The following is a 25,993-nucleotide window of genomic DNA, read 5'->3' on the forward strand; positions in this document are numbered from 1 at the left end:
AACCTTCGGACGGGTTGGTGACAGTCCCTCAAACCTGCGCGTCTTTGCCGCGCCGCATTCTGCGCAACAAATGCAAAGAAACAGCCCCTTTGCGCGACATTTTTCGCGCAAAATCCTGTTGACGCTCCCGAAAGCCGCACCTAAGGTCGCCAAACGCAGCAAGGAGTCGCCAAGAATGGCATCGCTAATCGTAATCGTAGGTGAATGGCGCATGGGCCGGTAACGGACACCATAACGGTACCCCATGCGCCCTCGGAACCCTCCGGGGGCTTTTTTGTGCGTAACGCAAAGAGACACATGTCATGAACGGAGCAACAAGATGACACGTCAGATGACCGGAGCGAAAATGGTGGTTCAGGCCTTGAAGGATCAGGGTGTGGACGTCGTATTCGGATATCCCGGCGGTGCCGTGCTACCGATTTATGACGAGATTTTTCAGCAGAACGACATTCGGCACATCCTTGTGCGTCACGAGCAGGGCGCGGTGCACGCCGCTGAAGGTTACGCGCGCTCGACCGGCAAGCCCGGCGTCGTTCTGGTGACATCGGGGCCGGGTGCGACCAACGCGGTCACGGGCCTGACCGACGCGCTGATGGATTCGATCCCGCTGATCGTCCTGACCGGCCAGGTGCCCACGTTCATGATCGGCTCGGACGCCTTTCAGGAAGCCGACACCGTGGGCATCACCCGCCCCTGCACCAAGCACAACTGGCTGGTCAAGGAAACCGAGCGGCTGGCCCAGACCATTCACGAGGCGTTTCACGTGGCGACCTCGGGCCGGCCCGGGCCGGTGCTGGTCGATATTCCCAAAGACGTTCAGTTCGCCTCGGCCAAGTATCTGGAGCCGGCGCAGACCAAGACCTCGCATTACCAGCCTCAGACCGCCGGCGATATCGACACGATCACCGAACTGGTCGAGGCGCTGGAACAGGCCGAGCGGCCGATCTTCTATACCGGTGGCGGCGTCATCAATTCGGGCGACGAGGCGACGGCGCTTCTGCGCGAACTGGTCGAGGCCACGGGCATCCCGATCACTTCCACGCTGATGGGCCTGGGCTGTTATCCGGCCTCGGGCAAGAACTGGCTGGGTATGCTGGGGATGCACGGCCTTTACGAGGCCAACATGGCGATGCACGATTGCGATCTGATGATCAATATCGGCGCACGGTTCGACGACCGGATAACCGGGCGGCTGGACGCGTTCTCGCCGGGCTCGCAGCGGGCGCATATCGATATTGACCCGTCCTCGATCAACAAGGTGATCCGCACCGACTTTCCCATCGTGGGCGACGTCAAGGAAGTGCTGCGCCAGTTGCTTTCGGTCTGGAAAGAGCGCGGCAGCAAGATCAACCGAGAGGCCATCCGCAATTGGTGGAGCCGGATCGAGGAATGGAAGAAGATCAATTGCCTGGCCTTCACGCAGAAGGGCAAGACGATCAAGCCGCAGCACGCCATGCACCGGCTGGAGGAACTGACGAAGGGGCATGATCGCTACATCTGCACCGAAGTGGGTCAGCACCAGATGTGGGCGGCGCAATATCTGGGGTTCGAACATCCGAACCGTTGGATGACCTCCGGCGGTCTTGGCACCATGGGATACGGTTTTCCGGCGTCGATCGGCGTGCAGGTGGCGCATCCCGAGGCGCTGGTGATCAACGTCGCGGGCGAGGCGTCGTGGCTGATGAACATGCAGGAGATGGGCACCGCGGTGCAGTACCGCCTGCCGGTCAAGCAGTTCATCCTGAACAACGAACGCCTTGGCATGGTGCGTCAGTGGCAGGAACTGCTGCATGGCGAGCGCTACTCGCACTCGTGGTCCGACGCTCTGCCCGATTTCGTCAAGCTGGCCGAAGCCTTTGGCGCTAAGGGCATCCAGTGCTCGGATCCTGCCGATCTGGACGATGCGATCATGGAGATGCTGAACTACGACGGGCCGGTGATTTTCGATTGCCTGGTCGAGAAGCACGAGAACTGCTTCCCGATGATCCCGTCGGGCAAGGCGCATAACGAGATGCTGCTGGGCGAGAATGCGTCCACGGCCGATGCCATAGACGCAGGCGGCGCGGTGCTGGTGTAGACCAGCACTGTCGCCCGGCAAACTTCAAAGGACCAGAAGCTCATGTCAGCTCTAAAAATCAAAAAAGGCGCGTCCAGCCATTCGGCCTACAACTTGCGCCCGACCTTCTCGGATGCCGAAGAGCGTCACACGCTTGCCGTCATCGTGGACAACGAACCGGGCGTTCTGGCGCGCGTGATCGGATTGTTCTCGGGGCGCGGTTACAACATCGACAGCCTGACCGTGGCCGAGGTCGATCATACGGGGCATATGTCTCGGATCACGATTGTCACCACCGGCACACCGCAGATCATCGAACAGATCAAGGCCCAACTGGGCCGTATCGTGGTGGTCCACGAAGTGCATGACCTTACGGTCGAGGGGCGCACGGTCGAGCGCGAGCTGGCACTGTTGCGCGTCACCGGGACAGGCGACAAGCGGGTCGAGGCGCTACGGCTGGCGGATATCTTTCGAGCGAACGTGGTGGACAGCACACTGGACAGTTTCGTGTTCGAGATCACCGGCACGTCCGAAAAGGTCGACGCGTTCGCCGACCTGATGCGCCCCCTCGGGCTGGAAGAGATTGCCCGCACCGGGGTCGCGGCCCTGTCACGTGGCAGCTGAGCCTCGCGGAGGTCTTGCCTAGCTGAACTTGACGATCGCCTGCTTGGTATCCGGCCCGGTCGGGAGCGCAACGTTGCGGCGGTCGCGGCCCGGCGTGAAGGGCAGGATATTGCTGGCAGCGCCTGCCTGGCCTGATTGGGGCGCGAGTGGTTGCGCCTCGGTCATGCCGCGCAGATCCGCAGCCAGAAAGGGGTATTGCTCGCTTGACACGATTTCTATCTCGAAGGCGACGCGCATACCGCGCCCGTCACGTATCTTGAATGAGACAAGATCGCCTTCTTCGAAGCTCGGCGCCTCAGAGAACTGCGATTGATCACCGTCGAAAAAGGCCAGGCTTCCGTGGTCCTCGCACCAGATCAACGCCCGTTTCGTGCATCGATCAGTCCACAATACAGCACCGTACATAGCGTCCCCGCAACTATCCTGAATTAAGGATAGGACAGTGCCACGCTACGTTCACGGTAAAATCGACGCTTTGGTTACATCCATTTGTGTCAGATGCGTGTTGACCTGACGCTAATTCGCGTCATTTTCTGGACATAACCGTTCCGGTTCGTGTAATCAGTTGCCAAATCATGTATCCGATACCCTGCGGGACGTGTCGGCTGGAAACGGAAACGATGCCAAGTTGACAAAAAAAACCGCGACAGGCGCCAGTCCGCATCATCCCGACGACCCGGCCGCGCTGAGAGGAATATTTGGACAGAACCTAAAAACCCTTACCGCACCGTACGGGTCGGTTTCGGCGCTGTGCCGAGAACTGGGAATCAACCGCACGCAATTCAATCGCTACCTGTCGGGCGAGAGCTTTCCACGGCCGGACGTGCTTCATCAAATTTGCCGGTTCTTCAATGTCGATGCGCGCATATTGCTCGAACCTGTCGAGGCAATCTACACAACCTCTCCCGAACTGCTGAGCCATCCGTTCCTGTCGGGCTTCTTCGGCAGCGGACCGACAGCGGTGCCCGAGGATTCCTTTCCCAGCGGGTTCTACAGTTTCGTCCGGCGGTCCTTTATCGACGACGCGCTGTTTACCATAGGTCTTGTTTATGTGCATCGCCAAGAGCCCTACACCTTTCTGCGCGGGTTCGAGCCGCGCGATGCCCTGCGAAGTCAGGGCCTGTCCACCGCGGCTGGCAGTCGCGAATACCGCGGCCTTGTCATGCGCCAAGAGGAAGGTGTGATGGCGCTTGTCACGCATCGCAGTTCGCTGGCCTGCTCCTTCAACTTCCTGACGCGGGAGACCTCCTTCCAGTCCAATATCTGGGAAGGGTACGCCACGCGGACGGTGCGCGAAAAGGTCACCGGGCGACGGGCGGCGCGCATGGTCTACGAGTATCTCGGTCCCGGTCTGCAACGTGCACTGCCGGTCGCGCGCCGCGCGGGACTGGCGGCGCTGGAGGATATTCCCCTGTTCCATGCAAGGCTGTTGCGCCTGAACGAGACCTTTCGCTAGAGCGCCTTCCGAACCGAACGCCGCACGCGTCGCATTTCGTGAGGTCATGTCGGGATTTGTCGGTTACGGCACGCGAATTTCAGGCAATCGGAACGCGTAACCAGCCAAGGGGATGCGCCACCGATGTCCGCAACGATTTCCGATCTTTCCGCCGTTCGCACCAGTGTGGAAAAGGCCAACGGCTTGCCCAACGCCCATTACATCGACCCCGCCGTCTATGCCGAGGAGCGTCAGGCGCTGCTCTATACGCAGTGGGCCGGGCTGTCCGTGGCCGCCGACGTACCGGAGCCGGGGGATGCCAAGCCGATCGAGTTCCTGGGCATGCCGCTGCTCTTGTTGCGGGACAAGGATGGCGATGTCCGGGTGTTTCAGAACATCTGCCGCCACCGGGGCATGATCCTGGTGGAAGAGCCGCGCAAGATCGAGGGCGCGATCCGCTGCCCCTACCATTCCTGGTGCTATTCCACCAAGGGCAAGCTGGTCTCGACCCCGCATGTGGGCGGGCCGGGGCACAACACGCACGAGGCGATCAAGCGCGACGACCTGGGCCTGATCGAGGTGCGCAGCCACGTGTGGCGCGATGTCGTGTGGGTCAACGTTTCGGGCGATGCGCCGGCCTTCGAGGAGGCCATGAAGGACGTTATGGAGCGCTGGTCGGAATTCGAGCTGCCCGTCTATCACGGCGGGGTCGACAGCAAGATCGAGTTCGAGGTCAACACCAACTGGAAGCTGGCGGTCGAGAATTATTGCGAGAGCTATCACCTGCCGTGGGTGCATCCCGGGCTCAACAGCTATTCCAAGCTGGAAGACCATTACAACATCGAAAAGCCCGGCGCGTTCTCGGGTCAGGGCACGATGGTCTATCGTCAGTTGACCAACGAGAACGGCGAAAAGCTCCCGGATTTTGAAGGGGTTGGCGCCAAGTGGAATGAACAGGCGGAGTATATCGCGGTCTACCCCAACGTCCTCTTGGGCGTGCATCGCGACCACGCCTTTGCCATCATCCTGGAGCCGAAGGGCCCCGAGAAAACGGTCGAGCATATCCACCTCTATTACTCGGTTCCCGACAGCGACGAAGGACTGCGGATGCGCAACACGCAGCTTTGGAAGACCGTTTTCGAAGAGGATCTCTTCGTGGTCGAAGGCATGCAGCGCGGGCGCCATGCGGACCAGTTCGACGGTGGCCGGTTCTCGCCCGTCATGGACAGCCCAACCCATTGTTTTCATGACTGGGTTGCCGGCAAGGTCGAGGCCTATCGCGGCATGGGAAAGGCCGCGGAATGAGCGGCACGCTGGACACTGCGATGATCGCGGCGCACGAGGCGCATGACAGTGCCGCCCTGATCCGGCTTTACACGCAGGCGGCGGATACTGCGAATGACCTGGATGCGTCGTGCTTTTACCTGACACATGCGTATGTGTTCGCGCTGGAGGCCGGGGCGCCGGCGGCTCGGAGCCTGCATTCGCGGCTGGTGCGGCACGGGCGCGAAGCCTGAGGGCACTGGACGGGTAAGAATTGCGACTCGGCCAGATTCGGCACGTCGGTATCGCGTCGGTATCCAGGTGGTATCGCGGCGGTGCGATTTTTGCCCTGGCCCTGGGATTAACCGGACGTGCGGTGCGACCCGCGCGGGCAGAAGAGCGTTAAAATCGGGTGAAGCCGACGAGCCCGGCGGCGCGTGGGTTTTCACCCACCCTACGCGGCCGGTCGCGCGGACTCCCGGACTTGATCCGGGATCTCTGCCCGAGGACGCTCTTGCGTCCCGGTGCCCGCAAATCGAACGATGTCCGGGCCAGAATTGCCTTAATGGGATGGCAAGTTTTTTGCAGGAGAGTGTCGCAATCCCCCATCGAGGCCACATGCAGACCAGACCCGATCAAATGTCCATGGCCCGCCATGCGCGCCTGTTCGAACTGCTGCGGCAGGAGAACATGGCGCTGAAAATACGGTCCATGCCCCCTGCCCCGAGACCGAACGATCGGCACGCGGCCCTGAGGTTTCGCCAGGCGGCGGAGCGCTCGCTGATCGGGGTGTCGGCAACGTTCTAACCGCGGAAGCCCGTTGCCACCACGAATTTCTCGGAACTATCGGAGCGGGACGCGGGCGGCTTGACGTTGGCGACCTTGGTGAAGCGCTGCTTCAGCAATTTCTGCAAATCGCCCTCGGCCCCGCCGGCGAGGACCTTGGAGACGAAGGTACCGCCCTCTTCGAGCACGTCGAAGGCGAGGTAGGCCGCGGCCTCGCAGAGGGCGATGATGCGCAGGTGGTCGGTCTGCTTGTGGCCCGAGGAGGCGGCGGCCATGTCGGACATGACCACGTCGGCCTTGCCCCCGAGCCATTCCTTCACCCTTTCGTCGGCGTCGTCTTCCATGAAATCGAGCACATGCAACTCGCAGCCCGCGATGGGATCGACCTCCTGCAGGTCGATGCCGAGGATGGAGCCCTGCGCCTTGCCGGACTTCTCGCCCAGGGCGTTGACGCGCGGCACGGCGACCTGGCACCAGCCGCCGGGGGCGCAACCGAGGTCCACCACCCGCGCGCCGGGCACGAGGAAGCGGAACTTGTCGTCAAGCTCCATGATCTTGTAGGCGGCACGGCCGCGATAGCCCTCGGCCTGGGCGCGTTTCACGTATGGGTCGTTGAGTTGCCGTTGCAGCCAGCGGGTGGAACTGCTGCGCCGGCCCTTGGCGGTCTTGACCTTGACGGTCAGGTCGCGCTGGCCGCGGCCGGAGGTGTTCTTACCCGTGGGGCCCTTGCCGGTTGGTTTCTTGGCCATCAGTCCTGTCCTTCGATCAACACGCCGTCGGCGGCCATCTGGGCGTAGAGCATGCCCTCGCGCAGGCCGCGGTCGGCCACCGACAGCCGGTCGGTGGGCCAGCAGCGCAATAGCGCCTGGAGGATCGCGGCGCCAGACATGATCAGCGCCTGCCGGTCCAGCCCGATGCGCGGGTCGCGACGGCGGCCGGCGGGGCCCATGGCGAGGTAGTCGCGAATGACCTTGTCGATCTGGTCGGAGGTCATGCGCAGCCCGTCGACCTTGTTGCGGTCATAGCGCTTGAGGCCGAGATGGCTGGCCGCCACGGTCGTCACCGTGCCCGAGGTGCCGACGATCTGGAAGCCGTCGCGCGGGGGTTCGTCCTTGTAGGGGGCGAATTCGGCAAGGTTTTCCTCGAAAAACCAGCTCATGAGGGCGAAGCGTGCGGCGTCGTCCTCGACATCGTTGAACTGGTCGCGCAGCGTCGCTACGCCCAAGGGCACGCTGATCCAGTCGACCACGCGGGCCGAGGGGCCGTCGCTGCGCCGGGCGTCGGGAAAGCCGCCATGCATCCGCATGATGGCCGAGGCCCGTTCGCGGGGGCGCACGTTGGTCAGGTCGATCCAGACAAGCTCGGTTGAGCCGCCGCCGATATCGACGACAAGCAACTGCTCGGTCTTCTTGCCGACCAGAGGAGCGCAGGAGACAACGGCCAGCTGCGCCTCTTCCTGCGGTTCGATGATGTCGAGGCGCAGGCCGGTTTCCCGCTCGACCTTTTTCATGAAGGCGGTGCCGTTGGAGGCGCGGCGGCAGGCCTCGGTCGCGACGAGCCGCATCCGCTTGACCTTGTTGCGCTTGAGCTTTTGCTGGCAGACGCGCAGGGCCTGGATGGTGCGGTAGATCGAGGCGCGCGACAGCTTGCCGGTCTGTTCCAGCCCCTGCCCCAGCTGCACCGATTTCGAAAAACTGTCCACGACTTTGAACTGAGCGCCGTCGGGTCGGGCGATCAGCATACGACAACTGTTCGTTCCCAGATCCAGCGCCGCGTAGAGCGGGCGGGATTCGGGCGAGATCAGTGCGGGGCTTTCGACCTTTGGCCGTTCTGGTGAACGAGGGACCGCGCCCGCACTTTCGGGACGCTTGGGCGCCATAACTCACGCCCTCCATTTCGAGTTGATATAAAGGTAGTCCTTCCAAGGCCGTCACGCAATACTTGCTACTCATCTACCTTCCCCTCGGCGTTGAAGGGCCGGGTCGCGTTTGACTTCGGCAGATGTTTGCCCCTAGCCTTTGAAGGCTGCGGTCTGCTCAGGCCCTTGGGGGTGCCATGTTTACGATTATCGCCTTGTCGCTGCTGGGTATCGGGGCCAGTGCATTTATCATTGATGAGTTCGTCAACGACGATGACGACGAACCGGCGCGGGATGTGGCTGTGCCCGGCGGCGGTGACGATGATGCGCAGGACCCGTCGACGGACGGCGGAGACTCCGGGGACGACCCAGGAGAAGACATCGGAGACGTACCGCCGGAGGATCAGACCGATATGCCCGGGGCCGAGACCGTGTTCATGGGCACCGACGGTGATGACACGATCGCAGCCGAGGATATCGGCGCCCGTGTCGAGACTGTGGAAGCCGGTGATGGAGACGATTCCATCGCGACGGGGGTCAATAACATCGACATCCTGGGCCAGGACGGGAATGACACGATCACGATCGGGGACGATCAACCCATCGTCTACAACGTGAACGCGGATGGCGGCGCGGGAGACGACGTGATGACCGCCCACGACCCTTCGGCCTCGGTGCTGCGGGGCGGTGACGGGAACGACGAGATCAACGTTCAGCAAGAGAGCTATGACGAGGAGTTCACGCAGTTGGAGGGTGGCGATGGCGACGACACGCTGAACCTCGACCTTGCCGTGCCCGACCAGAGCCCGCAGATCGGATTGCAGGCCTATGGCGGTGACGGGGCCGATACGTACACCCTGACCTTCATGCCGGCCTATGGTGACGGCGCGGATGAAGACGCGGAACCGGCGCGCATTCTCGACCTGCGCGATTTCGATCCCGCGGAAGACCAGATCGTGATCGACCTGAGCGACACCGCCGGGTCCGGCGACGCGGTCGAGACCGAAATCCGCGACAGCGAGGATGGCGACTCTCTGGAGATCGTCGTGTCGTTTCTGAACGAGGCCGGAGACAGTGTTTCGGGCACGATCAACCTTGGTACTTTGGCGGGCACGCCGGGGCTTGACCCCCAGGACTTCATCTCGATCGTGACCGCCTGACGAGCCTGGTGAGGGCAAGACCGGTCCCGGATGTTTCCGCTCGGCCACGTGCCGCTGGCGTTGAGCCATGCGCGGGATAAACTTGAATCATTTTCCGGTGGCTTGCAGTGGCCTTGAAACGACATGCCGGTTAGGGTGACGTCGCTGGAAGATGCCGTTAAGTCGAAAAACGACCCTGTCGGACCCGGCTGGTGAATTAGAGAGAGTCAACCGAGGTAGAGGAATCAGCGATGGTCGATGTGACTGTGGTATACTGGCGGGACATCCCCGCGCAGGTGATCGTCGGCAAGGGCCGGCGCGGGTCCAAGCGCCCCCTGCCCGAGCGGTTCGAGCAGGCTATCGACCGTGCCGCCATGAAGGTCGGCGCCGAGGACACCGATGCCTATCTCGCCGAGTGGCGCAAGGCCGCGCCCTACGAGGTGGAGGGCGATGCCGACGCGGTGGCCGAGGCTGAGGCGGCGCGGCTGGACAAGGAATACGATCAGGACCGCATCAAGCAGCTGATCGCGAATGACGGTTGGGCCGGCTCGCAGTGAGCGGTGCCCGCAAATCTTTCTGGGAGGCCGCGATGGCTCTTTTGAACTTCAAGAAACGTGAAGCCCCGGGCGCACGTACGGTCAACCCGCAGGTCGAGGCACTGCTGGACGGGTATTCCATCGAGGTGATGCCGCGCACCGCCGAGAAGGTGGACAACTTCCGCGACCTGCTGCCCGAGGGCACGCGCGTCTACATCGCGCATATCGAAGGCACGCCGATCGAGGACATGGTGGTGACCGCCAAGCGCGTGGCCGCCGAAGGCTACAAGGTGATGCCGCACTTCCCGGCGCGGATCATCAAGGACCGGGCGACGCTGGAAGACTGGATCGCGCGCTACCAGGGCGAGGCGGGCGTCGACCAGGCGCTGGTGCTGGCCGGTGGCGTGACCGAGCCGCATGGCGATTTCGACAGCTCGATGCAGTTGCTGGAATCCGGCGCGTTCGACCGGGCGGGCTTCAAGCGGCTGCACGTGGCGGGCCACCCCGAGGGCAACAAGGACATCGACCCCGATGGCGGGCGCAGGAACGTCGACGACGCGATGCAGTGGAAGCAGAAGTTTTCCGAGCGGACCGACGCCGAGATGGCGCTGGCCACGCAGTTCGCGTTCGATGCCGACCCGATCATCAAGTGGGCCAACGACCTGTCGGCCGCCGGCATCACCCTGCCCATCCATATCGGCATCGCCGGGCCGGCCAAGCTGCAGACGCTGATCAAGTTCGCCATTGCCTGTGGGGTGGGCCCGTCGCTGAAAGTGCTGCAAAAGCGTGCGATGGACGTCTCCAAGCTGCTGTTGCCCTACGAGCCGACCGACGTGCTGAACAAGCTGGCGGCGCACAAGGCGGCCAACCCGGATTTCAACATCACCAACGTGCACTTCTTCCCGCTGGGCGGCATCAAGACCAATGCCGAGTGGGCGATCGAAAACGGCGGCGCCTCGGCTGTGCCCGCCGCGAAACAAGGATAAGTCATGACGCGTACCATCGTCGAAAGCAAAACCAAGACCGCCATCATCGGGTTCGACCAGCCGTTCTGCGTGATCGGTGAGCGGATCAACCCGACCGGCCGCAAGAAACTGGCCGCCGAACTGGAAGCGGGCGATTTCTCGACCGTGGAGGCCGACGCCATCGCGCAGGTCGCGGCGGGCGCGACGGTCCTGGATATCAACGCGGGCGTTGTCTACAACTCGAACCCCGATCCCAACCAGACCGAGCCGCCGCTGATGCGCAAGGTCGTGGAACTGGTGCAGGGGCTGGTGGACGTGCCGCTGTGCATCGACAGCTCGGTGCCCGGCGCGCTGGAAGCGGGGCTTGAGACCTGCGAGGGTCGCCCGCTGCTGAACTCGGTCACCGGCGAGGAAGAGCGGCTGGAACTGGTTCTGCCGCTGGTCAAGAAATACAACGTCCCCGTGGTGGCGATCTCGAACGACGACACCGGGATTTCCGAAGATCCTGACGTGCGCTTTGCCGTGGCCAAGAAGATCGTGGAACGGGCCGCCGATTTCGGCATTCCGGCGCATGACATCGTGGTCGACCCGCTGGTCATGCCGATCGGCGCGATGGGCACGGCCGGTCAGCAGGTCTTTACGCTTGTCCGCCGCCTGCGCGAGGAACTGGGCGTGAACACCACCTGCGGTGCGTCCAACATCAGCTTCGGCCTGCCCAACCGGCACGGCATCAACAACGCGTTCCTGCCGATGGCGATGGGTGCGGGGATGACGAGCGCCATCATGAACCCGATCGCCCTGCCCGTGAAGGAGGCCGAGAAGGCCGCCAAGCGGGCCGAGGCCGAGGCCGCGGGGATCATCATTCCCGAGGACATGGACGACGAGACCTTCTGCCAGCTGTTCGGCCTGGGCAGCACCAAGCCGCGCGCGGGCAAGGAGATGGAGGCCATTCGCGCCGCCAACTTCCTGACCAACAACGACCCGCATGGCGGCGAGTGGATCAAGTTCAACAAGGCCCCGCCGAAAGCCGGCGAAGAAGAGGCCGGACGTGGCGGACGCGGTGGACGGCGCCGTCGCCGGGCCTGAACACCCGGACAGTGAACTCTGGAAAGCCCCGGTCTCGCGCCGGGGCTTTTTCATTGTGCGAGGGCGATGAGCGAGCTTCAGACATGCCCGAGATCCTGGTAGCTGTCCGTTGGCACAGGGGGTCGCAACAGCCGGTTTCTGCGCGTAATTATATTTGCCTTGATATTTGGTGTGTGGGATGCCAGCCTACCAGTGTGGGCAAAATGACAGCGCGTACGAGGAGGTTCGCGCTGCCTCAATTTGCCCTGACAACAAAGAGTATCGCCCGACGCGTGTCACGGACGACCCGAGCGGCCTCAGGGCGCATCGGACTGGTCCTGCGAAGGGCTTGCACGATGTCTGGGAGGACAAGAGTTGAGTGACATTTCAATACCAGCGGGAGGCAAGGATACCGCCGAAAGCGGATCCGATGCCGTGCCAGGCGAAACGATCTACCTCGATGCGCCGGGAACGACGCTGAAGGACACCTGGAAGAACGCAGGCCCGGGGATCGCCGCCGCGATGACGGGCATCGGGGCGAGCCACATCATGCACGGTCCGACCGCCGGCGCGCAGTACGGTTACGCCCTGCTGTGGATCATCCCGGCGGCCTATATCCTGAAATACTGCTGTTTCGAATTCGCGCACCGCTACACGATGGTGAAGGGCGAAAGCATCATGAACGCCTATGCCCGGGTCGGCCAGTGGCCGTTCTGGTATCTTGGCTTCCAGTCGCTGGCCAACACCTTTGGCATTGCGGGGCGGGCCCTGGGGTGCGGTGCGCTGCTTTGGGCCGCGTTTCCGTTCATGTCGCTGGAAATGTGGTCGATGTCCGTCCTGCTGATCAGTGTCGCGATCCTGTGGCTGGGCAAGTACGAGGTGTTCGAAGGCGTGGTGAAGGTGGCGATCATCGTCTTCGCGCTGTCGTCCTTCATCGCCTTCGCGCTGCAGGCACCGCCCCCGGGTGAGTACCTGTCGCGGCTGATGCCGAGCCTTCCGCCGGCCGGGGCCATGATCCTGTTCGGGGCGATGTTCGGGTATTTTCCGACCACGACCGAGGTGTCCGCGATGCAGTCCAACTGGGCCGTCGACAAGAAAAGCGGCATGGTCTACGTCAAGGAAATGCGCGAGAAGGGCCACACGGTCGAAGTGCATCCCGACTACATGAAGAACTCGATGATCCTCTATCGCCGCGACATGAACGTGTCCTATATCATCGCGGCGCTGACCGGCATGGTGTTCCTGATCGTGGGCGCCGTCGTGCTGAACCCGATCGGGCTGGTTCCCGCGGGGCGTGAAATGGGCGTGACGATCGCGCGCATCTATACCGACACGTTCGGCGCGTGGGTTTTCCCGGTCATCATCGCGGGCGGTATCGCGGCGCTGTTCTCGACCGTGTTCACCTATTTCGACGGTCAGGCGCGCGTGTTCGAGGAATGCTGTGTGCGGCTGAAGACGAGCTGGGACACGCCCGGAACGCGCAAGCTGATCAACCGCGGGTTCCAGGTGTTGTGGGTCATCGGGGGGGCTGCGGTGATGTTCGGATTGCCGAAGCCGATCCTGGTGGTGCAGCTTGCTTCGATCCTGGCGCTGGTCTTCTCGCCGGTCATCTACTGGCTGACGATCAAGGCGATCACCGATGGCTTCCAGACGCCGGAGGAGCGCGAGCACATGCCCGGCCGCTTCATGATGGGGCTGGCCTGGGCCGGGACGATCGGCCTGACCCTGGTGTCGATCTACGTGCTGTTCATGATGGCGACGGCCTAGCGCGCCCCGACCTTGTACGAAAAGGCCGCGCCACGGGATACCGTGGCGCGGCTTTTTTCATGGGCGGGCCGGATGCGGCGCCCCTGCCCCGGACGCGCGTGCCGCCGCGTCAGACGATCAGCACCGGCACGGGCGAGAGATACGTGACCTTCTGCGAGACGCTGCCGAGAAGGTAGCCTTCCATCGAACCCATGCCCCGCCGGCCGATCACGATCAGGTCGATGCCGTGCTCCTCGACGAACTTGACGATGTTGCGCGCGGTGGGGCCGGCCATGACGAAGGCGCGGACGTCAGTCTTGCCGGCGTCCTGCGCGCGTTTCTTCGCGGTGCCGACGACCTCTTCGGCGTGGCTGCGCATGGCGTCGTCCATGTTGCCCGGTTCGTCGGGGCGAACCATGGACAGCGAAGCCTCGAGCATCGAATGGTGACGATAGACGGTCAAGATCGTCAGCGCGGCGCCGCCGCAGAGGGCCGCCATCTCGATGGCCCTGTCCACGGCCAACTCGGAATTGGGCGACCCGTCGAAGGGCACCAGGATGGATTTGTACATGTCTCTCCTCCGGTTACTTGTCGAAGGCCAGGTCCCGCAGGAACAGGGCGATCTGGGGGAAGAAGATCAGCAGCACGGCGACCGACAACAGGATGAAGATGAAGGGCGGCGTGCCGCGGATCACCTCGATATAGGGCCGCTTGAAAACGGCGATGGCCGTGAAGATGTCGCAGCCGAAGGGCGGCGTGGCCGAACCGATGGCGACCTGAAGCGTGATGATCGTACCGACCAGCACCGGGTCGAGCCCGACGGACTCGACCACAGGGGCGAAGATCGGGACCAGGACCAGGATCACCACGATCGGGTCGACGAACATGCAGCCGATGAAGAAGGCGATGGAGATGACGAAAAGCACGCCGATCTGGCCCATCTCGTCGATGCCGATGCCGCCCAGGATTTCCTGCGGGATCTGGGCGAAGGAAATGACCCATGAAAACGCGGCGCCGACGCCCACGAGGATGAACACCACGGCGGTGATGAGGCCGGTGGACTTGGCGGTTTCGTAGACGCCTTTGAGGTCCATTTCGCGGAAGATGATGACTTCGAGCACCAGCGCGTAGAGCACGCAGGCCGCCGCGGCCTCGGTCGGGCTGAAGATGCCGCCGTAGATGCCGCCGATGATGATCACCGGGAAGCCCAGCGGCCAGAGCGCCTTGCGTCCGGCGTTGAAACGTTCGCCCCAGGTGTATTTGGGTTCGGTGGGCACATTGTTGCGCACGGCGTAGATCCACGCGTAGAACGAGAACAGAACGAGGATCAGCAGGCCCGGCCCGATGCCGGCGATGAAAAGCTCGGCGATGGAGGTGTTGGAGACGACGCCATAGATGATCATGCCGATCGAGGGCGGGATCAGGAAGGCGATGTCGGAGGCGTTGACGATGAGCGCGAGGATGAAGCTGTCGTTGTAGCCCGCCTTCTGCATCCGGGGGCGCAGGGGCGAGCCGACAGCCACGACGGTGGCCTGGGTGGAACCGGAGACCGCGCCGAACATGGTGCAGGCGGCGGCGGTCGACACCGCAAGCCCGCCCTTCAGGTGCCCTACGAAGGCCATGACAAGGTCGATCAGGCGGTTGGCGGACTGGCCGCGCGTCATGATGTCGGCGGCAAAGATGAACATCGGCACCGCGATCAGGGACGCGGGCCGGATACCGGCCATGATCTGCTGGATCATGGTTTCAAGCTGACCGAAGCCACCGAACATGGTGTAGAACCCGACGAAGGCGCCGACGATCAGCGGGATCATCATCGGAAAGCCCAGGAGCAGGAGGACGATCATGATTGAAAAGATGGTAAGGGCCATCGTTCAGACCTCCTTCTCGGTGTCGTCATACCCTTCGAGCACGGCGGTCGAGAGGTAGATATCCTTGTCGATGATGTTCTTGATGGCGGTCAGCAGGTACTGCACCCCGGTCATGAAGAAACCCACCGGGACCCATACGAGCGTGATCCAGACCGGGATCTGAAGCGAGGGCAGCACGCGGCCGCGGCCCGACTGGGTGAGAATGTAGGTATAGGCGTAATAGGCCAGCCCGAACATGAACACCGCCGTGACCAGCGTGATGACGATCATCATCAGCTTGCGGGCCTTGGGCGGCATGGTGTCGTAGATCGCAGACATGCGGATATGCCGGCCATGGCGGGCGGCATAGCTGATCCCGGCGAAGGTGATCAGGATGATCAGGATGCGGTTGAGTTCTTCGGAAAAGAAGATGCTGTTCTGAAACACGAAGCGCCCGACCACGTTGGCGATGGTATTGGCCGCCATCAGGAGCACGCCGACGGCGAGCATCACCGCCTCGATCTTGCTGATGAGAATGTCGATGGTGCCGAGAATTCCGGGCAGCGTGGAGACGTATTCTCCCGTGGGTTCGTCGTCCAGCCCAGTGGTGTCGGTCTGCGACTGGATCTGCGAGCCGTGTTCGTCTGACATAGCCTGTCCCCGCGTTCAGTGGTTCCGGCCACGGCCGCGCCCCGGAAGGCACGGCCGCGGCACGGCTTTTGTTGTTATTGGACGGCTTCCAGGTCGGCCTTGAGCTGATCGAGGATCTGCTTGCCGCCATCGCCGGTCATTTCAAGGAACGTGTCCTCGACCGAGGCGCCGGCATCGATGAAGGGCTGGCGCTCTTCCTCGGAAAGGGTGTTGACCTGCATCGAGGGCTTGGCTTCCTTGATCTTCTCGATGCTCTCTTCGTGCAGGCCCTTCTGGTACTCGATGATGTGATCGAAGGCGACGTCGATCGCGTTCTGGATCACGGTCTGGTCTTCTTCCGACAGACCTTCATAGAATTCCTGGTTGGCCATCACCGCGGTGGTGAAGTTGTTGTGCCCGGCGCAGGTGATGACCTCGGTCACCTCGTACATCTTGGTCGACTCGATGAAGAACATCGGGTTTTCCTGGCCCTGGATGATGCCGGTCTGAAGCGCGCCGTAGACCTCGCCCCACGGCAGCGGCGTGGGCGTGGCGCCGAAGGCCTTGTAGCTTTCCACCAGCAGAGGGTTGGTCATGACGCGGAACTTGACCTGGTCGAGGTCGGGCGGCCCGGTGACGGGTTCCTGCGTGGTCATGCAGACCTCGCCTTCGGGGAACATCGTCAGCAGTTCCAGCCCCTGTTCGGCGTAGAGCTCGGGGAACATCTCGTTGATGGCCTTGGAGGTGCGGAAGAACTCGCCCAGTTTCTCGGTGTCCTGCGGCAACAGGTACGGCACGAAGAAGACCTGCGCCTCGGGGATCAGAGAGCCGGTGAAGCCCGGGCTTTGATCGACGAATTGCAGGATGCCGGCCTGGGCCTGCTCCATCGTGTCGGCGGATTCGCCCAGCGTGCCGTAGGGGAACAACTGGATGGTGTGGTCGGAATTGGCCTCGACCTCTTCCTTGAACTTCTGGGCATAGACGCCCTGGACCTCGTCGAGCGCTTCTTCGAAAGCGTAGCGCCAGGTCTCGGCGTTCGCGGTACTTGCGCTCAGTGCCATGCCTGCGGCGACCGCGGCGGCAAAGGACGTGGGCAAAAATCTAGCCATTTCAAATCTCCCATTTCTTTCGTGACTGACCCTAGGCTGAGGGGCCGGCGTTAAGCTGTCAATTAACTTATCCGGCGCGACCGAGGCGGCGCGACACGGTGACGGGACTTTGGAGGTGTTGAAATTACTCAATAAAATCAAGCCAATGCCTGTGCATTGACCATGGCCTGCAGCGTCGAAAACCATGCTGAAAAATCAGGCGCCTTTTCTGGGGGAACCTGTGCGTGCAACGTGAAAATTGAGCGCGAACACATGATTTTCGCACAGAACCGGTTGCGGGCTCCCGATCGGCAGCCGGGAATGGCGGGGCCGACATCTGGTTTGCAACGCTGCGTTTTTAAGGGGCGCGATGTCGTCCGGCGCAAGGCGAAAGGTGGGGCGTGCCGGTCGTCCGGGCGCCCCACCCTGCCCGTCAGGTCAGCTGTTGAGCCACCAGCGTTCCATGTAGCGTTCGCCGTCGAGATCCCAGTTGGTGGCCAGTTGTTTGGGCATGCCGACATCGTCGCCCACGCCGAAGACGTAGGACGCAAACATCGGGATGGCCGAGCCGCCCTGCTCGTTGAGGATCTTCTGCATCTCGAAATACATGTCGCGGCGCTTGGCCTCGTCGAGCTCGGCGCGGGCCTCGACCAGAAGTTTGTCGAAACGTTCGTTCGACCAGTGCGACTCGTTCCAGGACACGCCGGTCTGGTAGGTGGTCGAGAACATCTGGTCCTCCACCGGACGCCCGCTCCAGTAGCTGGTGATGAAGGGCGATTTCATCCAGTGGTCGGCCCAGAAACCGTCATTGGGCTGGCGGTTGACCTTGAGGTCGATGCCCGCACCCTTGGCGGAGTTCTGGATCAGGATGGCGGCGTCGACCGCCCCGGCGAAGGCGGCCTCGGAGGCCATGATTTCCAGCTGGATCGAGTCCATGCCGGCCTCCTTGAGGTGGAACTTGGCGCGGTCGGGATCGTAGGTGCGCTGTTCCAGCTCGTCATTGTAGAAGCGCTGGCCCGAGCCGATGGGGTGGTCGTTGCCCACCTCGCCGTAGCCAAAGAGGATCTTATCCACCAGTTCCTGCCGGTCGATGGCGTATTTCACCGCGAGACGGATGTTGTTGTCGGTATAGGGGTCGACGTCGCAGAGCATCGGCAGCGAATAGTGCAGCGTGCCGGTGGTGGTTTTCAGGTTCACGCCGGGGCGGCGGCCCAGAAGTGCCGCGGTCTTTAGGTCGACCCGGTCGATCACGTGGACGTCGCCCGACACCAGCGCCGAGGTGCGCGCGTTCTGGTCGATGATCGACAGGACCTCGACCGTGTCGAAGAAGGCCACGTCGTCGCTCCAGTGGTTGGCATAGCGGGACAGCTGCGAGCTGACACCCGCGTCGTAATTGTCGAGCACGTAGGAGCCGCAGCCGATATAATCCTGCCAGTTCATCGTGCCGTCGTCATTGGCGGGCATCACTGGCAGGTGATAGTCGGTCATGATGAACGGAAAGTCGGCATTGCCCGATTCCAACTCGACCACCACGACGAGATCGCCATCGGCCTTGAGGTCGACCACAGGCGCGACCAGCGGGCCGGCGGCTGAGGTGTTGCCCTCGCCCCGGTGGTGGTTGATCGAGGCCACGACATCGCTGGCCTTGACGGTGCGGCCATTGTGGAATTCCAGCCCGTCGCGCAGCTTGAACGTCCAGGTCTTGGCGTCGGGCGAGGATTCCCAGCTTTCGGCGAGCGAGGGTGCGAGACTGCCGTCGGTGGCGATTTCGGTCAGGTAGCCCTGGTAGCCGCCAAGCGAGAGGCCGATGGTGTAGCCGTTCTCGATCACGCCGGGATCGAGCTTGTCGGTGGTGGCGCCGTGGCCGCGGGCGACGCGCAGGTGGCCGCCCTTTTTCGGGGTCTGGGCCTGGACCATGTCGGCGGTCAGCGACAGCGCCGAGACGGTCGCACCGGCGGCGAGGCCCTGTTGCATGAAGCGGCGGCGCGAGATCCGGCGCGTGCGCAGGTCGCGCGTCAGCTTGTCGAGGAAATCCATTCTCTTCTCCTTGTTGGACCGGCCTTTTGGTGGCCGTTTTTTATCTTTTCCGGGGGGACGTAATGCACGTGATGCACCTCCCCCATGGCGCAGCTTAGCGAGTCTTTTCACGATCTGTCTCGTGGTTGTTGGGTGCATGCGCGGTTTCCCCCGCCGGGTGGCACTTTTTTGAGCGTCCTGGTCGCCCCTGCGACGGTCAGCAAGGGTGTGGGTGGACGTCATCCCGGACCCGATCCGGGATCTCTGGCGGCGTTGAGGTTCCTCCGGGTCAAACCCGGGGCAGGCAGGGTCAGGCCCGGGACGGGGGGTGGTTTTTCGGTGGCGGCGCCGTCAGGCGACGGCGGTGCGCACGCCCTCGGTCTGAAAGAGCCGGCCCGGCCCCCAGCCGCGGGCATCCGTGCCCGCGCGGCCCAGAACGTGCCACATGAGCGCCTGGTTGGAGCTGATGACCGGCAGGCCAAGCTCGGATTCAAGCGCGTCGATCACGCCAAAGGTGCGCAGGTTGGTGCAAGAGGTGAAGATGGCCTGCACGCCCTTGGCCTTGGCCGCCTCGGTGACGGCGGCATGGGTGGAGGATTCGGTGATGCGGGCGACGCGGCGGTCATCGGTTTCGCCGAAGCTGAGGTTGTGCACCACCTCGATGCCGCGCGATTCCAGGAAATTGCGCATGGGGGCGATCACCTGCGCCGAGTAGGGCGTGACCATCGCGATGCGCGAGGCATTGAGCGCCCGGAGCCCGGCGACCACGGCGCTGATCGGGTTGGTGACCGGCACGCCGGGATGGGCCAGCTGCACCTGTCCCTCGACAAGCTCGGGGCCCATCAGCGCCGAGGCGGAGGTGCAACCGTAGCCCACCGCATCCAGCCCGCCCGGCAGAAGGGCAGCGGAGGCGGCCATGCGTTCCTGCATGGACAGCAGGTTTTCGGGGCTGACCTCGTTGTCGGAAAAGATGCGGGTGTGATGCACGCCCACGTCGCGGCCTGCAAGCACGTGGCGCGCCTCGGTTTCCAGCGTCTCGTCGGTGCTGAGGACCACGAGGCCAATGCGGGTGCCCATGCCGGTGTCCAGGTCGTATTTCATCGCGAGCTCCCGTCCGGCCAGCTGACAGTGCCGCCTGCCACCGCCGCCGCGACGCCGGTTGTCGCGGGGCAGGATGTGGGCAGGCCGCGCAACACGCGCACGGCGAGGTGGCCAAAGGCCTGCGCTTCGAGCATGTCGCCGTCGAGGCCCACGGCCTCGACCGGGTCGACCACGGCATCGAGCGCGGCGCGCAGCATCGCCATCATGACGGGATTCTTGCGCCCGCCGCCGCAGACCAGCAGGCGTTCGGGCGGGGATGGGCAATGTTCCATCGCTTGCAGGACCGATGCCGCGCTCATCGCCGTGAGGGTGGCGGCGGCATCGGCGTCGCTGAGTTCGTGCACGAGGGTGTAGAGGTCGGAGAACGCGTCGCGGTCGAGGCTTTTCGGGGGGATCTTGCGGAAATATGGCTCGTCGAGAAAGAGTTCGAGCGCGCCCTGGGCCACGGTGCCTTGCAGCGCCAAGGCGCCGTCGCGGTCGCAAGGCTGGTTCCGGCGCTGCATCATGAGGTCATTAATGGGCGCGTTGGCGGGGCCCGTGTCGAAGGCCAGAAGCGCGCCGTCCTGATCGGGGCTGTCGCGGCTGGGGTCGATCCAGGTGATGTTGCCGACGCCGCCGAGGTTGAGAAACGCGAGCGGGCGGTCGGCCCCCATCCACTTGGCACAGGCGAAGTGGAAGAACGGGGCGAGCGGCGCGCCCTCTCCGCCCAGGCGCACGTCGGCCGAGCGGAAGTCCCAGATGACCGGCAGGCCGAGATGCATGGCCAACGCCTCGCCATCGCCCAGCTGGTGCGTGCCGCGCCCCTGCGGTTCGTGCGCGAGGGTCTGGCCATGAAAGCCGACGATCTGCGCGCCGTTGAGGCGCGACAGGACGTCGACATGGGCTTGCTGGACAAGCGGCAGAACCTCCTGGCCCACCTCGTCGGGCCACTTGCCCAGGGCGTCGCGCAGCACGGCCTCTTCCGTGGGGGAATATGCGCGATAGGCGCTGTCGCCGAAGGCAAAGATCATCTCGCCGTCGGTCTGGACCATGGCGGCATCGACCCCGTCGAGAGAGGTGCCCGACATCGCCCCGAGCGCCCAGACCGGGCCGCTCTTCAAACCGGGCTTCAACATGGCCTTTTCCTTCGCCTGAACCATCCCTATACATGCCGCGCAAAACCAGCTGGGACAAGCGATATGACCTACCACGCCAAATCGGATTTCATGGCCACGATGATCGAGCGCGGCTTTCTGGCCGACTGCACCGATTACCAGGGGCTGGACGAGGCCCTGAGCGCGGGCGTGGTGCCGACCTATATCGGTTATGACGCCACGGCGCAGTCGCTGCATGTGGGGCACCTGCTGAACATCATGATGCTGCGGTGGCTGCAGAAGACGGGGCACAAGCCGATCACCCTGATGGGCGGCGGGACGACCAAGGTGGGTGACCCGAGTTTCCGGTCGGACGAGAGGCCCTTGCTGGGGCCCGAGCAGATCGAGAGCAATATCAACGGGATGCAGCAGGTCTTTGCGCGGTACCTGACCTATGGCGACGGGGCCACGGACGCGTTGATGCTGAACAATGCCGAGTGGCTGGACGGGCTGAACTACCTGGAGTTCCTGCGCGACATCGGGCGGCATTTTTCGGTCAACCGGATGCTGTCCTTCGAGAGCGTCAAGTCGCGGCTGGACCGGGAGCAGTCGCTGTCGTTCCTCGAATTCAACTACATGATCCTGCAGGCCTATGATTTCCTGGAGCTGAACCGGCGCTATGGCTGCCTGTTGCAGATGGGCGGGTCGGATCAATGGGGCAATATCGTCAACGGGATCGACCTTACGCGGCGGGTGCTGGACCACGAGATCTATGGCCTGACCTCGCCCCTGCTGGAGACCGCCGACGGGCGCAAGATGGGCAAGTCGGCGGATGGCGCGGTGTGGCTGAATGCGGATATGCGGTCGCCCTACGAGTTCTGGCAGTTCTGGCGGAACACCATGGATGCCGATGTGGGGCGGTTCCTGAAGCTGTATACCGAGCTGCCGGTGCAGGAATGCGACCGGCTGGGCGCGCTGGCGGGGGCGGAGATCAACGAGGCCAAGATCATTCTGGCCAACGAGGTGACGACGCTGCTGCACGGGGCGGAGGCGGCACAGGCGGCCGGGGCCACGGCGCGGGAAGTGTTCGAGAAGGGCGGCGTCGGGGACGACCTGCCAACGCTGGAATTGTCGCGCGAAGATGTCGGTGACGGGATTTCCATCGTGCAGCTGATCGTGAAGTCCGGCCTGGCAAGTTCGGGGAAAGAGGCCAAGCGCCTGATTGCCGAGAACGGGGCGAAGATGGACGACCAGCCGTTGACCGATGCGGGGCTGATGGTTGACGCGCAAGCGCTGGCCAGCCCGATCAAGCTATCGGCGGGCAAGAAGCGGCACGCCTTGGTGAAGATCATCGGGTAAGGCATTGGCGCCCCGGAATTTTTAAAAATTCCGGGGCGTTTTCTTTTTCGGAAAACGGGGCCGGTCCGGGCCTCAGGGTTTCAGCATCACCTTGCCGTCCCGGCCGGGTGTCAGCGAGGCGGTCACGGCGTCAGTGACCTGATCGAGGGAATACGTACCGTCCGTTGCGAGCGGAAGCTTTCCCTGCACGGCGAGTGTCACCAGTTCTTTCATCAGGCTTTCGCGGCGGTCGGGGTCCATCTCGGACCCGACGCGCGCGCCCCAGAAGCCCTTGACCGTGATCTGCTTCATGATGAGAGGCCCCGAGGACAGCGGCATCGGCTCGTCCGTGGCCGTGCCGAACACGATCAGTTCGCCGTCGCTGGACAGGATATCGACAAGATGTGCAGCGATGTCGCCGCCGACGGAGTCGATGGCGGAAACCAGTTTGCCGTCGCCGACCGTCTGGCGCACCTGATCGGTCCAGTCGTCCTCGGACGTCGAGATGACGTTGGACGTGCCGGCATCGCGCAGGCCTTGCGCCGCCTCCTCGCGGCGCACGAGGTTGACGAGGTTGATGCCGCGTTCGGCTGCCAGAACCGCCATGATGCGGCCCACCGCGCCGTTGGCGGCGGTCTGGACGATCCAGTCGCGCTTGTCGGCCTTCAGGCTGTCGAGCAGGGAGATGGCCGAGAACGGCATCGCGATGAGCTGGGCGCCCTGCTCGTCGGAAATCTGCTCGGGCAAGGGCATGAGTCCGTTCGCCGGGGCCAGGAAATGCTCGGCCCAGGTGCCGTGGACGCCCGCGACGGCGACGCGCTGCCCGGTGAGACTGTCATCGACGCCCGCGCCCACGGCATCGACGATGCCCGCCGCTTCGGAGCCGCCGATGGCGCCCGGCAACGAAGGCTTGTAGCCGTAGGTGCCGCGGACCGTCCAGAGGTCGTGGTTGTGGATGGGCGACAGCAGGGTTTTGATGCGCACCTGCCCCTCGCCCGGTTCGGGGGTGTCCGTATCGGTGGCATAGAGGACCTTTGCCGGGTCGCCGAACGTGTCGTGGAGGGCGGCTTTCATTGGGATCGACCTTTCTTTTTGAGCGTGCGGCCGGACTGCGGGCCTGTTCCCGGCGGAACGGGTGGCGATGGGTTTTGTTCCTGCGCCGCCGTGCTGCCGTGGCGGCAGCGGTTCCCTTTCATGGAAACGTCGCTTGCGCTGCGGGGAATACATCCATAATTCTCGATATATGGATAAGTCAGCCGCCCTTTCCGCCCTTCAGGCGCTGTCGCAGGACACGCGGCTGGACGTGTTTCGCCTGTTGATGCGCGCCGGCCCCGAGGGCATGGCGGCGGGAGAGATCGCGGAACGCTGCGCGGTGCGGCAGAACACCATGTCGGCGCATCTGTCGATCCTGTCGCAAGCCGGGCTGATCCGGGCGGCGCGGGAGGGTCGATCGGTGCGCTACCGGGCCGAGATCGAGGGCATCCGCGGGTTGCTGGCGTTCCTGATGGAGGATTGTTGCGGCGGGACTCCGGCGCAATGCCAATCGCTTATTGACGGGATTTCACTCGAATGCTGACCAGGGCAGAACCGAAAGAGAGGCAGGCATGACCGACAGAGCCGACACCGCGCAGGACAGCGGACTTGGCGTGTTCGAACGCTACCTGAGCGTCTGGATCGCGCTGGCCATCGTGCTGGGCATCACGCTGGGCGTCGTGGCGCCGGGGCTGGTGGAGGCGGTCGCGGCGGCGGAAGTCACGAAGATTAACCTGGTGGTGGCGGTGCTGATCTGGGCGATGATCTATCCGATGATGATCGGCGTCGACCTGAGCACCATTCCGGCGGTGGCGAAACAGCCAAAGGGTCTGGTGATCACGCTGATGGTCAACTGGCTGATCAAGCCCTTCACCATGGCGCTGCTGGCGGTGGTGTTCTTCGACTACGTCTTTGCGCCGTGGATCGCGCCGGAGGATGCGGCGCAGTATATCGCGGGCCTGATCCTGCTGGGGGCGGCGCCCTGCACGGCGATGGTGTTCGTGTGGTCGCAGCTGACCCGCGGCGACGAGACCTATACGCTGGTGCAGGTGTCGGTGAACGACCTGATCATGGTGGTGGCCTTTGCGCCCATCGTGGCCTTCCTGCTGGGCGTCACGGACATCACCGTACCGTGGCAGACGCTGGTGACGGCGACGGTACTCTACGTGGTGCTGCCGCTGTTGGCGGGGCTGGTGACGCGCAGGATGCTGGGCTCGGAAACCGCCATCGAGGCGTTCACGGCACGGGTCAAGCCGTGGTCGATCATCGGGCTGATCGCGACGGTGGTGATCCTGTTCGGCTTGCAGGGCAGCATCATCCTGGCGAACCCCTTCGTGATCGCGCTGATCGCGGTGCCGATCCTGATCCAGAGCTACGGAATTTTTGCGCTGGCCTATGGCGCGGCCTACGTGATGCGCGTGCCGCACCGGGTGGCGGCACCCTGCGCGATGATCGGTACCTCGAACTTCTTCGAATTGGCGGTCGCCGTGGCGATCAGCCTGTTCGGACTCAACTCGGGCGCGGCGCTGGCCACGGTGGTGGGCGTGCTGGTGGAGGTGCCGGTAATGCTGTCGCTGGTGGCCTTCGCCAACCGGACACGGGCGCGGTTTCCGGGGCACTCGGTTGAACGAGAGGGCGCGCGATGATGGACGAGATGCCTAACCTGAAGGCGGGCGCCCTGCCCGATATCGACGAAGGCAAGCTGTTCCCTGCGGAACGCGCCACCCATGCGCCGCGTGTGCTGCTGCTCTATGGCAGTTTGCGGGAGCGGTCGTACTCGCGGCTGTTGAGCGAGGAAGCGGCGCGGGTGTTGCGCCATCTTGGCGCGGAGACGCGAACGTATGATCCGCACGGGCTGCCCCTGCCGGACGATGCGGAGGTCAGCCATCCGAAAGTGGCCGAGCTGCGCGATCTGGTGATGTGGTCCGAAGCCATGGTCTGGGTCAGCCCTGAGCGGCATGGTGCGATGACCGGCGTGATGAAGAGCATGATCGACTGGATTCCGCTGGCCCCGATCGGGGGGATCCGGCCGACGCAGGGCAAGGTGCTGGCCGTGGCGCAGGTGAGTGGCGGCAGCCAGAGCTTCAACGCGGTGAACCAGATGCGGATCCTGGGGCGCTGGATGCGGATGCTGACGATCCCGAACCAGTCTTCGGTGCCGAAAGCCTGGGACGCGTTCGACGAGGCCGACCGAATGAAGCCGGGGCCGCTCTATGACCGGGTGGTGGACGTGATGGAAGAGTTGGTGAAATTCACGCTGCTGACGCGCGGACAGGCGGGGTATTTGACGGATCGCTACAGCGAGCGGGTGGAGACGCTGGAGGAGCTATCGGCGCGGGTGAACGCGGCAAAGGCGATCGGGACGGAGTGACCCGTGCGGCGCGTGGGTTTT

26 protein-coding genes are annotated in these 25,993 nt (G+C 63.6%); 15 read left to right on the top strand and 11 right to left on the bottom strand.

The genetic code is table 11. From position 1 onward, the window contains the following. Positions 1-319: 319 nt before the first annotated feature. A complete protein-coding gene (locus ACQY4V_RS08415; protein ID WP_428516504.1) occupies positions 320-2,077 on the top strand; it encodes an acetolactate synthase 3 large subunit in 1,758 nt (585 codons plus the stop codon). 42 nt (positions 2,078-2,119) lie between these two features. Further along, positions 2,120-2,680 carry an acetolactate synthase small subunit gene (gene ilvN / locus ACQY4V_RS08420; protein ID WP_152492586.1) on the top strand — a complete coding sequence of 187 codons (561 nt, stop codon included), beginning with the start codon at positions 2,120-2,122 and terminating at the stop codon, positions 2,678-2,680. An 18-nt stretch (positions 2,681-2,698) separates the two neighbouring features. On the opposite strand, the gene ACQY4V_RS08425 is transcribed toward ilvN, so the two are convergent. Then, positions 2,699-3,085 carry a hypothetical protein gene (locus ACQY4V_RS08425; RefSeq protein WP_428516506.1) on the bottom strand — a complete coding sequence of 129 codons (387 nt, stop codon included), beginning with the start codon at positions 3,083-3,085 and terminating at the stop codon, positions 2,699-2,701. 361 nt (positions 3,086-3,446) lie between these two features. On the opposite strand from ACQY4V_RS08425, the gene ACQY4V_RS08430 reads away from it, so the two are divergent. The 4 genes from ACQY4V_RS08430 (at position 3,447) to ACQY4V_RS08445 (ending at position 6,185) form a co-directional block, all read left to right on the top strand. Then, a complete protein-coding gene (locus ACQY4V_RS08430; protein WP_428517195.1) occupies positions 3,447-4,136 on the top strand; it encodes an XRE family transcriptional regulator in 690 nt (229 codons plus the stop codon). A 123-nt stretch (positions 4,137-4,259) separates the two neighbouring features. Beyond that, a complete protein-coding gene (locus ACQY4V_RS08435; RefSeq protein ID WP_428516508.1) occupies positions 4,260-5,420 on the top strand; it encodes an aromatic ring-hydroxylating oxygenase subunit alpha in 1,161 nt (386 codons plus the stop codon). Continuing rightward, a complete protein-coding gene (locus tag ACQY4V_RS08440; RefSeq protein ID WP_222450372.1) occupies positions 5,417-5,632 on the top strand; it encodes a hypothetical protein in 216 nt (71 codons plus the stop codon). The genes ACQY4V_RS08435 and ACQY4V_RS08440 overlap by 4 nt, the downstream gene beginning before the upstream one ends. A 364-nt stretch (positions 5,633-5,996) precedes the next feature. Continuing rightward, positions 5,997-6,185 carry a hypothetical protein gene (locus ACQY4V_RS08445; protein ID WP_428516510.1) on the top strand — a complete coding sequence of 63 codons (189 nt, stop codon included), beginning with the start codon at positions 5,997-5,999 and terminating at the stop codon, positions 6,183-6,185. Here the strand turns inward: ACQY4V_RS08445 and ACQY4V_RS08450 are convergent. Further along, on the bottom strand, positions 6,182-6,913 hold the full coding sequence (locus tag ACQY4V_RS08450) for an RlmE family RNA methyltransferase (protein ID WP_428516512.1): 732 nt from the start codon (positions 6,911-6,913) through the stop codon (positions 6,182-6,184). The two genes, ACQY4V_RS08445 and ACQY4V_RS08450, sit on opposite strands and share 4 nt — an antisense overlap. After that, positions 6,913-8,043 carry a Ppx/GppA phosphatase family protein gene (locus tag ACQY4V_RS08455; protein ID WP_428516514.1) on the bottom strand — a complete coding sequence of 377 codons (1,131 nt, stop codon included), beginning with the start codon at positions 8,041-8,043 and terminating at the stop codon, positions 6,913-6,915. The genes ACQY4V_RS08450 and ACQY4V_RS08455 overlap by 1 nt, the downstream gene beginning before the upstream one ends. Before the next feature lie 176 nt (positions 8,044-8,219). Here ACQY4V_RS08455 and ACQY4V_RS08460 point away from each other — a divergent pair, with 176 nt between their 5' ends. The 5 genes from ACQY4V_RS08460 to ACQY4V_RS08480 all read left to right on the top strand — a co-directional run bounded on the left by ACQY4V_RS08460 (position 8,220) and on the right by ACQY4V_RS08480 (position 13,494). Continuing rightward, entirely contained in the window at positions 8,220-9,182 is a 963-nt protein-coding gene (locus tag ACQY4V_RS08460; protein WP_428516516.1) for a hypothetical protein, read from the top strand. Between the two features lie 230 nt (positions 9,183-9,412). Further along, entirely contained in the window at positions 9,413-9,718 is a 306-nt protein-coding gene (locus ACQY4V_RS08465; RefSeq protein ID WP_152492594.1) for a virulence factor, read from the top strand. Positions 9,719-9,750: 32 nt separating this feature from the next. Next, positions 9,751-10,683 (top strand): methylenetetrahydrofolate reductase, encoded by a 933-nt coding sequence (locus ACQY4V_RS08470; protein WP_428516518.1) that lies wholly within the window; start codon positions 9,751-9,753, stop codon positions 10,681-10,683. Between the two features lie 3 nt (positions 10,684-10,686). Next, positions 10,687-11,748 (top strand): methyltetrahydrofolate cobalamin methyltransferase, encoded by a 1,062-nt coding sequence (locus ACQY4V_RS08475; RefSeq protein ID WP_152492596.1) that lies wholly within the window; start codon positions 10,687-10,689, stop codon positions 11,746-11,748. A gap of 354 nt (positions 11,749-12,102) precedes the next feature. Further along, complete coding sequence (locus tag ACQY4V_RS08480) at positions 12,103-13,494, top strand: Nramp family divalent metal transporter (protein ID WP_428516520.1); 1,392 nt, start codon at positions 12,103-12,105, stop codon at positions 13,492-13,494. Positions 13,495-13,603: 109 nt separating this feature from the next. Here ACQY4V_RS08480 and ACQY4V_RS08485 read toward each other — a convergent pair whose 3' ends face one another. The 7 genes from ACQY4V_RS08485 to ACQY4V_RS08515 all read right to left on the bottom strand — a co-directional run bounded on the left by ACQY4V_RS08485 (position 13,604) and on the right by ACQY4V_RS08515 (position 21,273). Further along, positions 13,604-14,044 (bottom strand): universal stress protein, encoded by a 441-nt coding sequence (locus tag ACQY4V_RS08485; RefSeq protein ID WP_428516522.1) that lies wholly within the window; start codon positions 14,042-14,044, stop codon positions 13,604-13,606. Positions 14,045-14,057: 13 nt separating this feature from the next. Beyond that, entirely contained in the window at positions 14,058-15,344 is a 1,287-nt protein-coding gene (locus ACQY4V_RS08490) for a TRAP transporter large permease (protein ID WP_428516524.1), read from the bottom strand. A 3-nt stretch (positions 15,345-15,347) separates the two neighbouring features. Beyond that, on the bottom strand, positions 15,348-15,974 hold the full coding sequence (locus ACQY4V_RS08495) for a TRAP transporter small permease (RefSeq protein WP_428516526.1): 627 nt from the start codon (positions 15,972-15,974) through the stop codon (positions 15,348-15,350). 74 nt (positions 15,975-16,048) lie between these two features. Further along, entirely contained in the window at positions 16,049-17,062 is a 1,014-nt protein-coding gene (dctP, locus tag ACQY4V_RS08500; protein ID WP_428516528.1) for a TRAP transporter substrate-binding protein DctP, read from the bottom strand. Positions 17,063-17,479: 417 nt separating this feature from the next. Beyond that, on the bottom strand, positions 17,480-19,078 hold the full coding sequence (locus ACQY4V_RS08505; protein WP_428516530.1) for an ABC transporter substrate-binding protein: 1,599 nt from the start codon (positions 19,076-19,078) through the stop codon (positions 17,480-17,482). A gap of 330 nt (positions 19,079-19,408) precedes the next feature. Then, the gene (locus ACQY4V_RS08510) at positions 19,409-20,158 is read right to left on the bottom strand and encodes a maleate cis-trans isomerase family protein (protein WP_428516532.1); all 750 of its coding nucleotides are present in this window, start codon (positions 20,156-20,158) and stop codon (positions 19,409-19,411) included. After that, positions 20,155-21,273, bottom strand: coding sequence for an anhydro-N-acetylmuramic acid kinase (locus ACQY4V_RS08515; RefSeq protein WP_428516534.1), 1,119 nt, complete (start codon positions 21,271-21,273; stop codon positions 20,155-20,157). Before ACQY4V_RS08515 ends, ACQY4V_RS08510 begins: the two co-directional genes overlap by 4 nt. 63 nt (positions 21,274-21,336) lie before the next feature. On the opposite strand from ACQY4V_RS08515, the gene tyrS reads away from it, so the two are divergent. Then, positions 21,337-22,590, top strand: a complete 1,254-nt coding sequence (tyrS, locus tag ACQY4V_RS08520; protein WP_428516536.1) for a tyrosine--tRNA ligase — start codon at positions 21,337-21,339, stop codon at positions 22,588-22,590. A 72-nt stretch (positions 22,591-22,662) separates the two neighbouring features. Here tyrS and ACQY4V_RS08525 read toward each other — a convergent pair whose 3' ends face one another. Next, complete coding sequence (locus ACQY4V_RS08525; protein ID WP_428516538.1) at positions 22,663-23,643, bottom strand: zinc-binding dehydrogenase; 981 nt, start codon at positions 23,641-23,643, stop codon at positions 22,663-22,665. A 169-nt stretch (positions 23,644-23,812) separates the two neighbouring features. Here ACQY4V_RS08525 and ACQY4V_RS08530 point away from each other — a divergent pair, with 169 nt between their 5' ends. From ACQY4V_RS08530 to arsH, 3 genes are read left to right on the top strand one after another with little or no spacing between them, the layout of a single operon-like run. Next, the gene (locus ACQY4V_RS08530) at positions 23,813-24,145 is read left to right on the top strand and encodes an ArsR/SmtB family transcription factor (protein WP_428516540.1); all 333 of its coding nucleotides are present in this window, start codon (positions 23,813-23,815) and stop codon (positions 24,143-24,145) included. Positions 24,146-24,173: 28 nt separating this feature from the next. Continuing rightward, entirely contained in the window at positions 24,174-25,247 is a 1,074-nt protein-coding gene (gene arsB, locus ACQY4V_RS08535; protein ID WP_428516542.1) for an ACR3 family arsenite efflux transporter, read from the top strand. Beyond that, a complete protein-coding gene (gene arsH, locus ACQY4V_RS08540) occupies positions 25,247-25,972 on the top strand; it encodes an arsenical resistance protein ArsH (RefSeq protein WP_428516544.1) in 726 nt (241 codons plus the stop codon). Before arsB ends, arsH begins: the two co-directional genes overlap by 1 nt. Positions 25,973-25,993 lie beyond the last annotated feature (21 nt).

The organism is Roseovarius sp. (assembly GCF_965277045.1).
Taxonomy (GTDB): domain Bacteria; phylum Pseudomonadota; class Alphaproteobacteria; order Rhodobacterales; family Rhodobacteraceae; genus Roseovarius.

What these genes read in the sequence shown, in the direction of transcription:
- ACQY4V_RS08415 (WP_428516504.1), top strand. Translation starts at nt 320, where the DNA reads ATGACACGTCAGATGACCGGAGCGAAAATGGTGGTTCAGGCCTTGAAG.
- ilvN (WP_152492586.1), top strand. Translation starts at nt 2,120, where the DNA reads ATGTCAGCTCTAAAAATCAAAAAAGGCGCGTCCAGCCATTCGGCCTAC.
- ACQY4V_RS08425 (WP_428516506.1), bottom strand. Translation starts at nt 3,085, where the DNA reads ATGTACGGTGCTGTATTGTGGACTGATCGATGCACGAAACGGGCGTTG.
- ACQY4V_RS08435 (WP_428516508.1), top strand. Translation starts at nt 4,260, where the DNA reads ATGTCCGCAACGATTTCCGATCTTTCCGCCGTTCGCACCAGTGTGGAA.
- ACQY4V_RS08440 (WP_222450372.1), top strand. Translation starts at nt 5,417, where the DNA reads ATGAGCGGCACGCTGGACACTGCGATGATCGCGGCGCACGAGGCGCAT.
- ACQY4V_RS08445 (WP_428516510.1), top strand. Translation starts at nt 5,997, where the DNA reads ATGCAGACCAGACCCGATCAAATGTCCATGGCCCGCCATGCGCGCCTG.
- ACQY4V_RS08450 (WP_428516512.1), bottom strand. Translation starts at nt 6,913, where the DNA reads ATGGCCAAGAAACCAACCGGCAAGGGCCCCACGGGTAAGAACACCTCC.
- ACQY4V_RS08455 (WP_428516514.1), bottom strand. Translation starts at nt 8,043, where the DNA reads ATGGCGCCCAAGCGTCCCGAAAGTGCGGGCGCGGTCCCTCGTTCACCA.
- ACQY4V_RS08460 (WP_428516516.1), top strand. Translation starts at nt 8,220, where the DNA reads ATGTTTACGATTATCGCCTTGTCGCTGCTGGGTATCGGGGCCAGTGCA.
- ACQY4V_RS08465 (WP_152492594.1), top strand. Translation starts at nt 9,413, where the DNA reads ATGGTCGATGTGACTGTGGTATACTGGCGGGACATCCCCGCGCAGGTG.
- ACQY4V_RS08470 (WP_428516518.1), top strand. Translation starts at nt 9,751, where the DNA reads ATGGCTCTTTTGAACTTCAAGAAACGTGAAGCCCCGGGCGCACGTACG.
- ACQY4V_RS08475 (WP_152492596.1), top strand. Translation starts at nt 10,687, where the DNA reads ATGACGCGTACCATCGTCGAAAGCAAAACCAAGACCGCCATCATCGGG.
- ACQY4V_RS08485 (WP_428516522.1), bottom strand. Translation starts at nt 14,044, where the DNA reads ATGTACAAATCCATCCTGGTGCCCTTCGACGGGTCGCCCAATTCCGAG.
- ACQY4V_RS08490 (WP_428516524.1), bottom strand. Translation starts at nt 15,344, where the DNA reads ATGGCCCTTACCATCTTTTCAATCATGATCGTCCTCCTGCTCCTGGGC.
- ACQY4V_RS08495 (WP_428516526.1), bottom strand. Translation starts at nt 15,974, where the DNA reads ATGTCAGACGAACACGGCTCGCAGATCCAGTCGCAGACCGACACCACT.
- dctP (WP_428516528.1), bottom strand. Translation starts at nt 17,062, where the DNA reads ATGGCTAGATTTTTGCCCACGTCCTTTGCCGCCGCGGTCGCCGCAGGC.
- ACQY4V_RS08505 (WP_428516530.1), bottom strand. Translation starts at nt 19,078, where the DNA reads ATGGATTTCCTCGACAAGCTGACGCGCGACCTGCGCACGCGCCGGATC.
- ACQY4V_RS08510 (WP_428516532.1), bottom strand. Translation starts at nt 20,158, where the DNA reads ATGAAATACGACCTGGACACCGGCATGGGCACCCGCATTGGCCTCGTG.
- ACQY4V_RS08515 (WP_428516534.1), bottom strand. Translation starts at nt 21,273, where the DNA reads ATGTTGAAGCCCGGTTTGAAGAGCGGCCCGGTCTGGGCGCTCGGGGCG.
- tyrS (WP_428516536.1), top strand. Translation starts at nt 21,337, where the DNA reads ATGACCTACCACGCCAAATCGGATTTCATGGCCACGATGATCGAGCGC.
- ACQY4V_RS08525 (WP_428516538.1), bottom strand. Translation starts at nt 23,643, where the DNA reads ATGAAAGCCGCCCTCCACGACACGTTCGGCGACCCGGCAAAGGTCCTC.
- ACQY4V_RS08530 (WP_428516540.1), top strand. Translation starts at nt 23,813, where the DNA reads ATGGATAAGTCAGCCGCCCTTTCCGCCCTTCAGGCGCTGTCGCAGGAC.
- arsB (WP_428516542.1), top strand. Translation starts at nt 24,174, where the DNA reads ATGACCGACAGAGCCGACACCGCGCAGGACAGCGGACTTGGCGTGTTC.
- arsH (WP_428516544.1), top strand. Translation starts at nt 25,247, where the DNA reads ATGGACGAGATGCCTAACCTGAAGGCGGGCGCCCTGCCCGATATCGAC.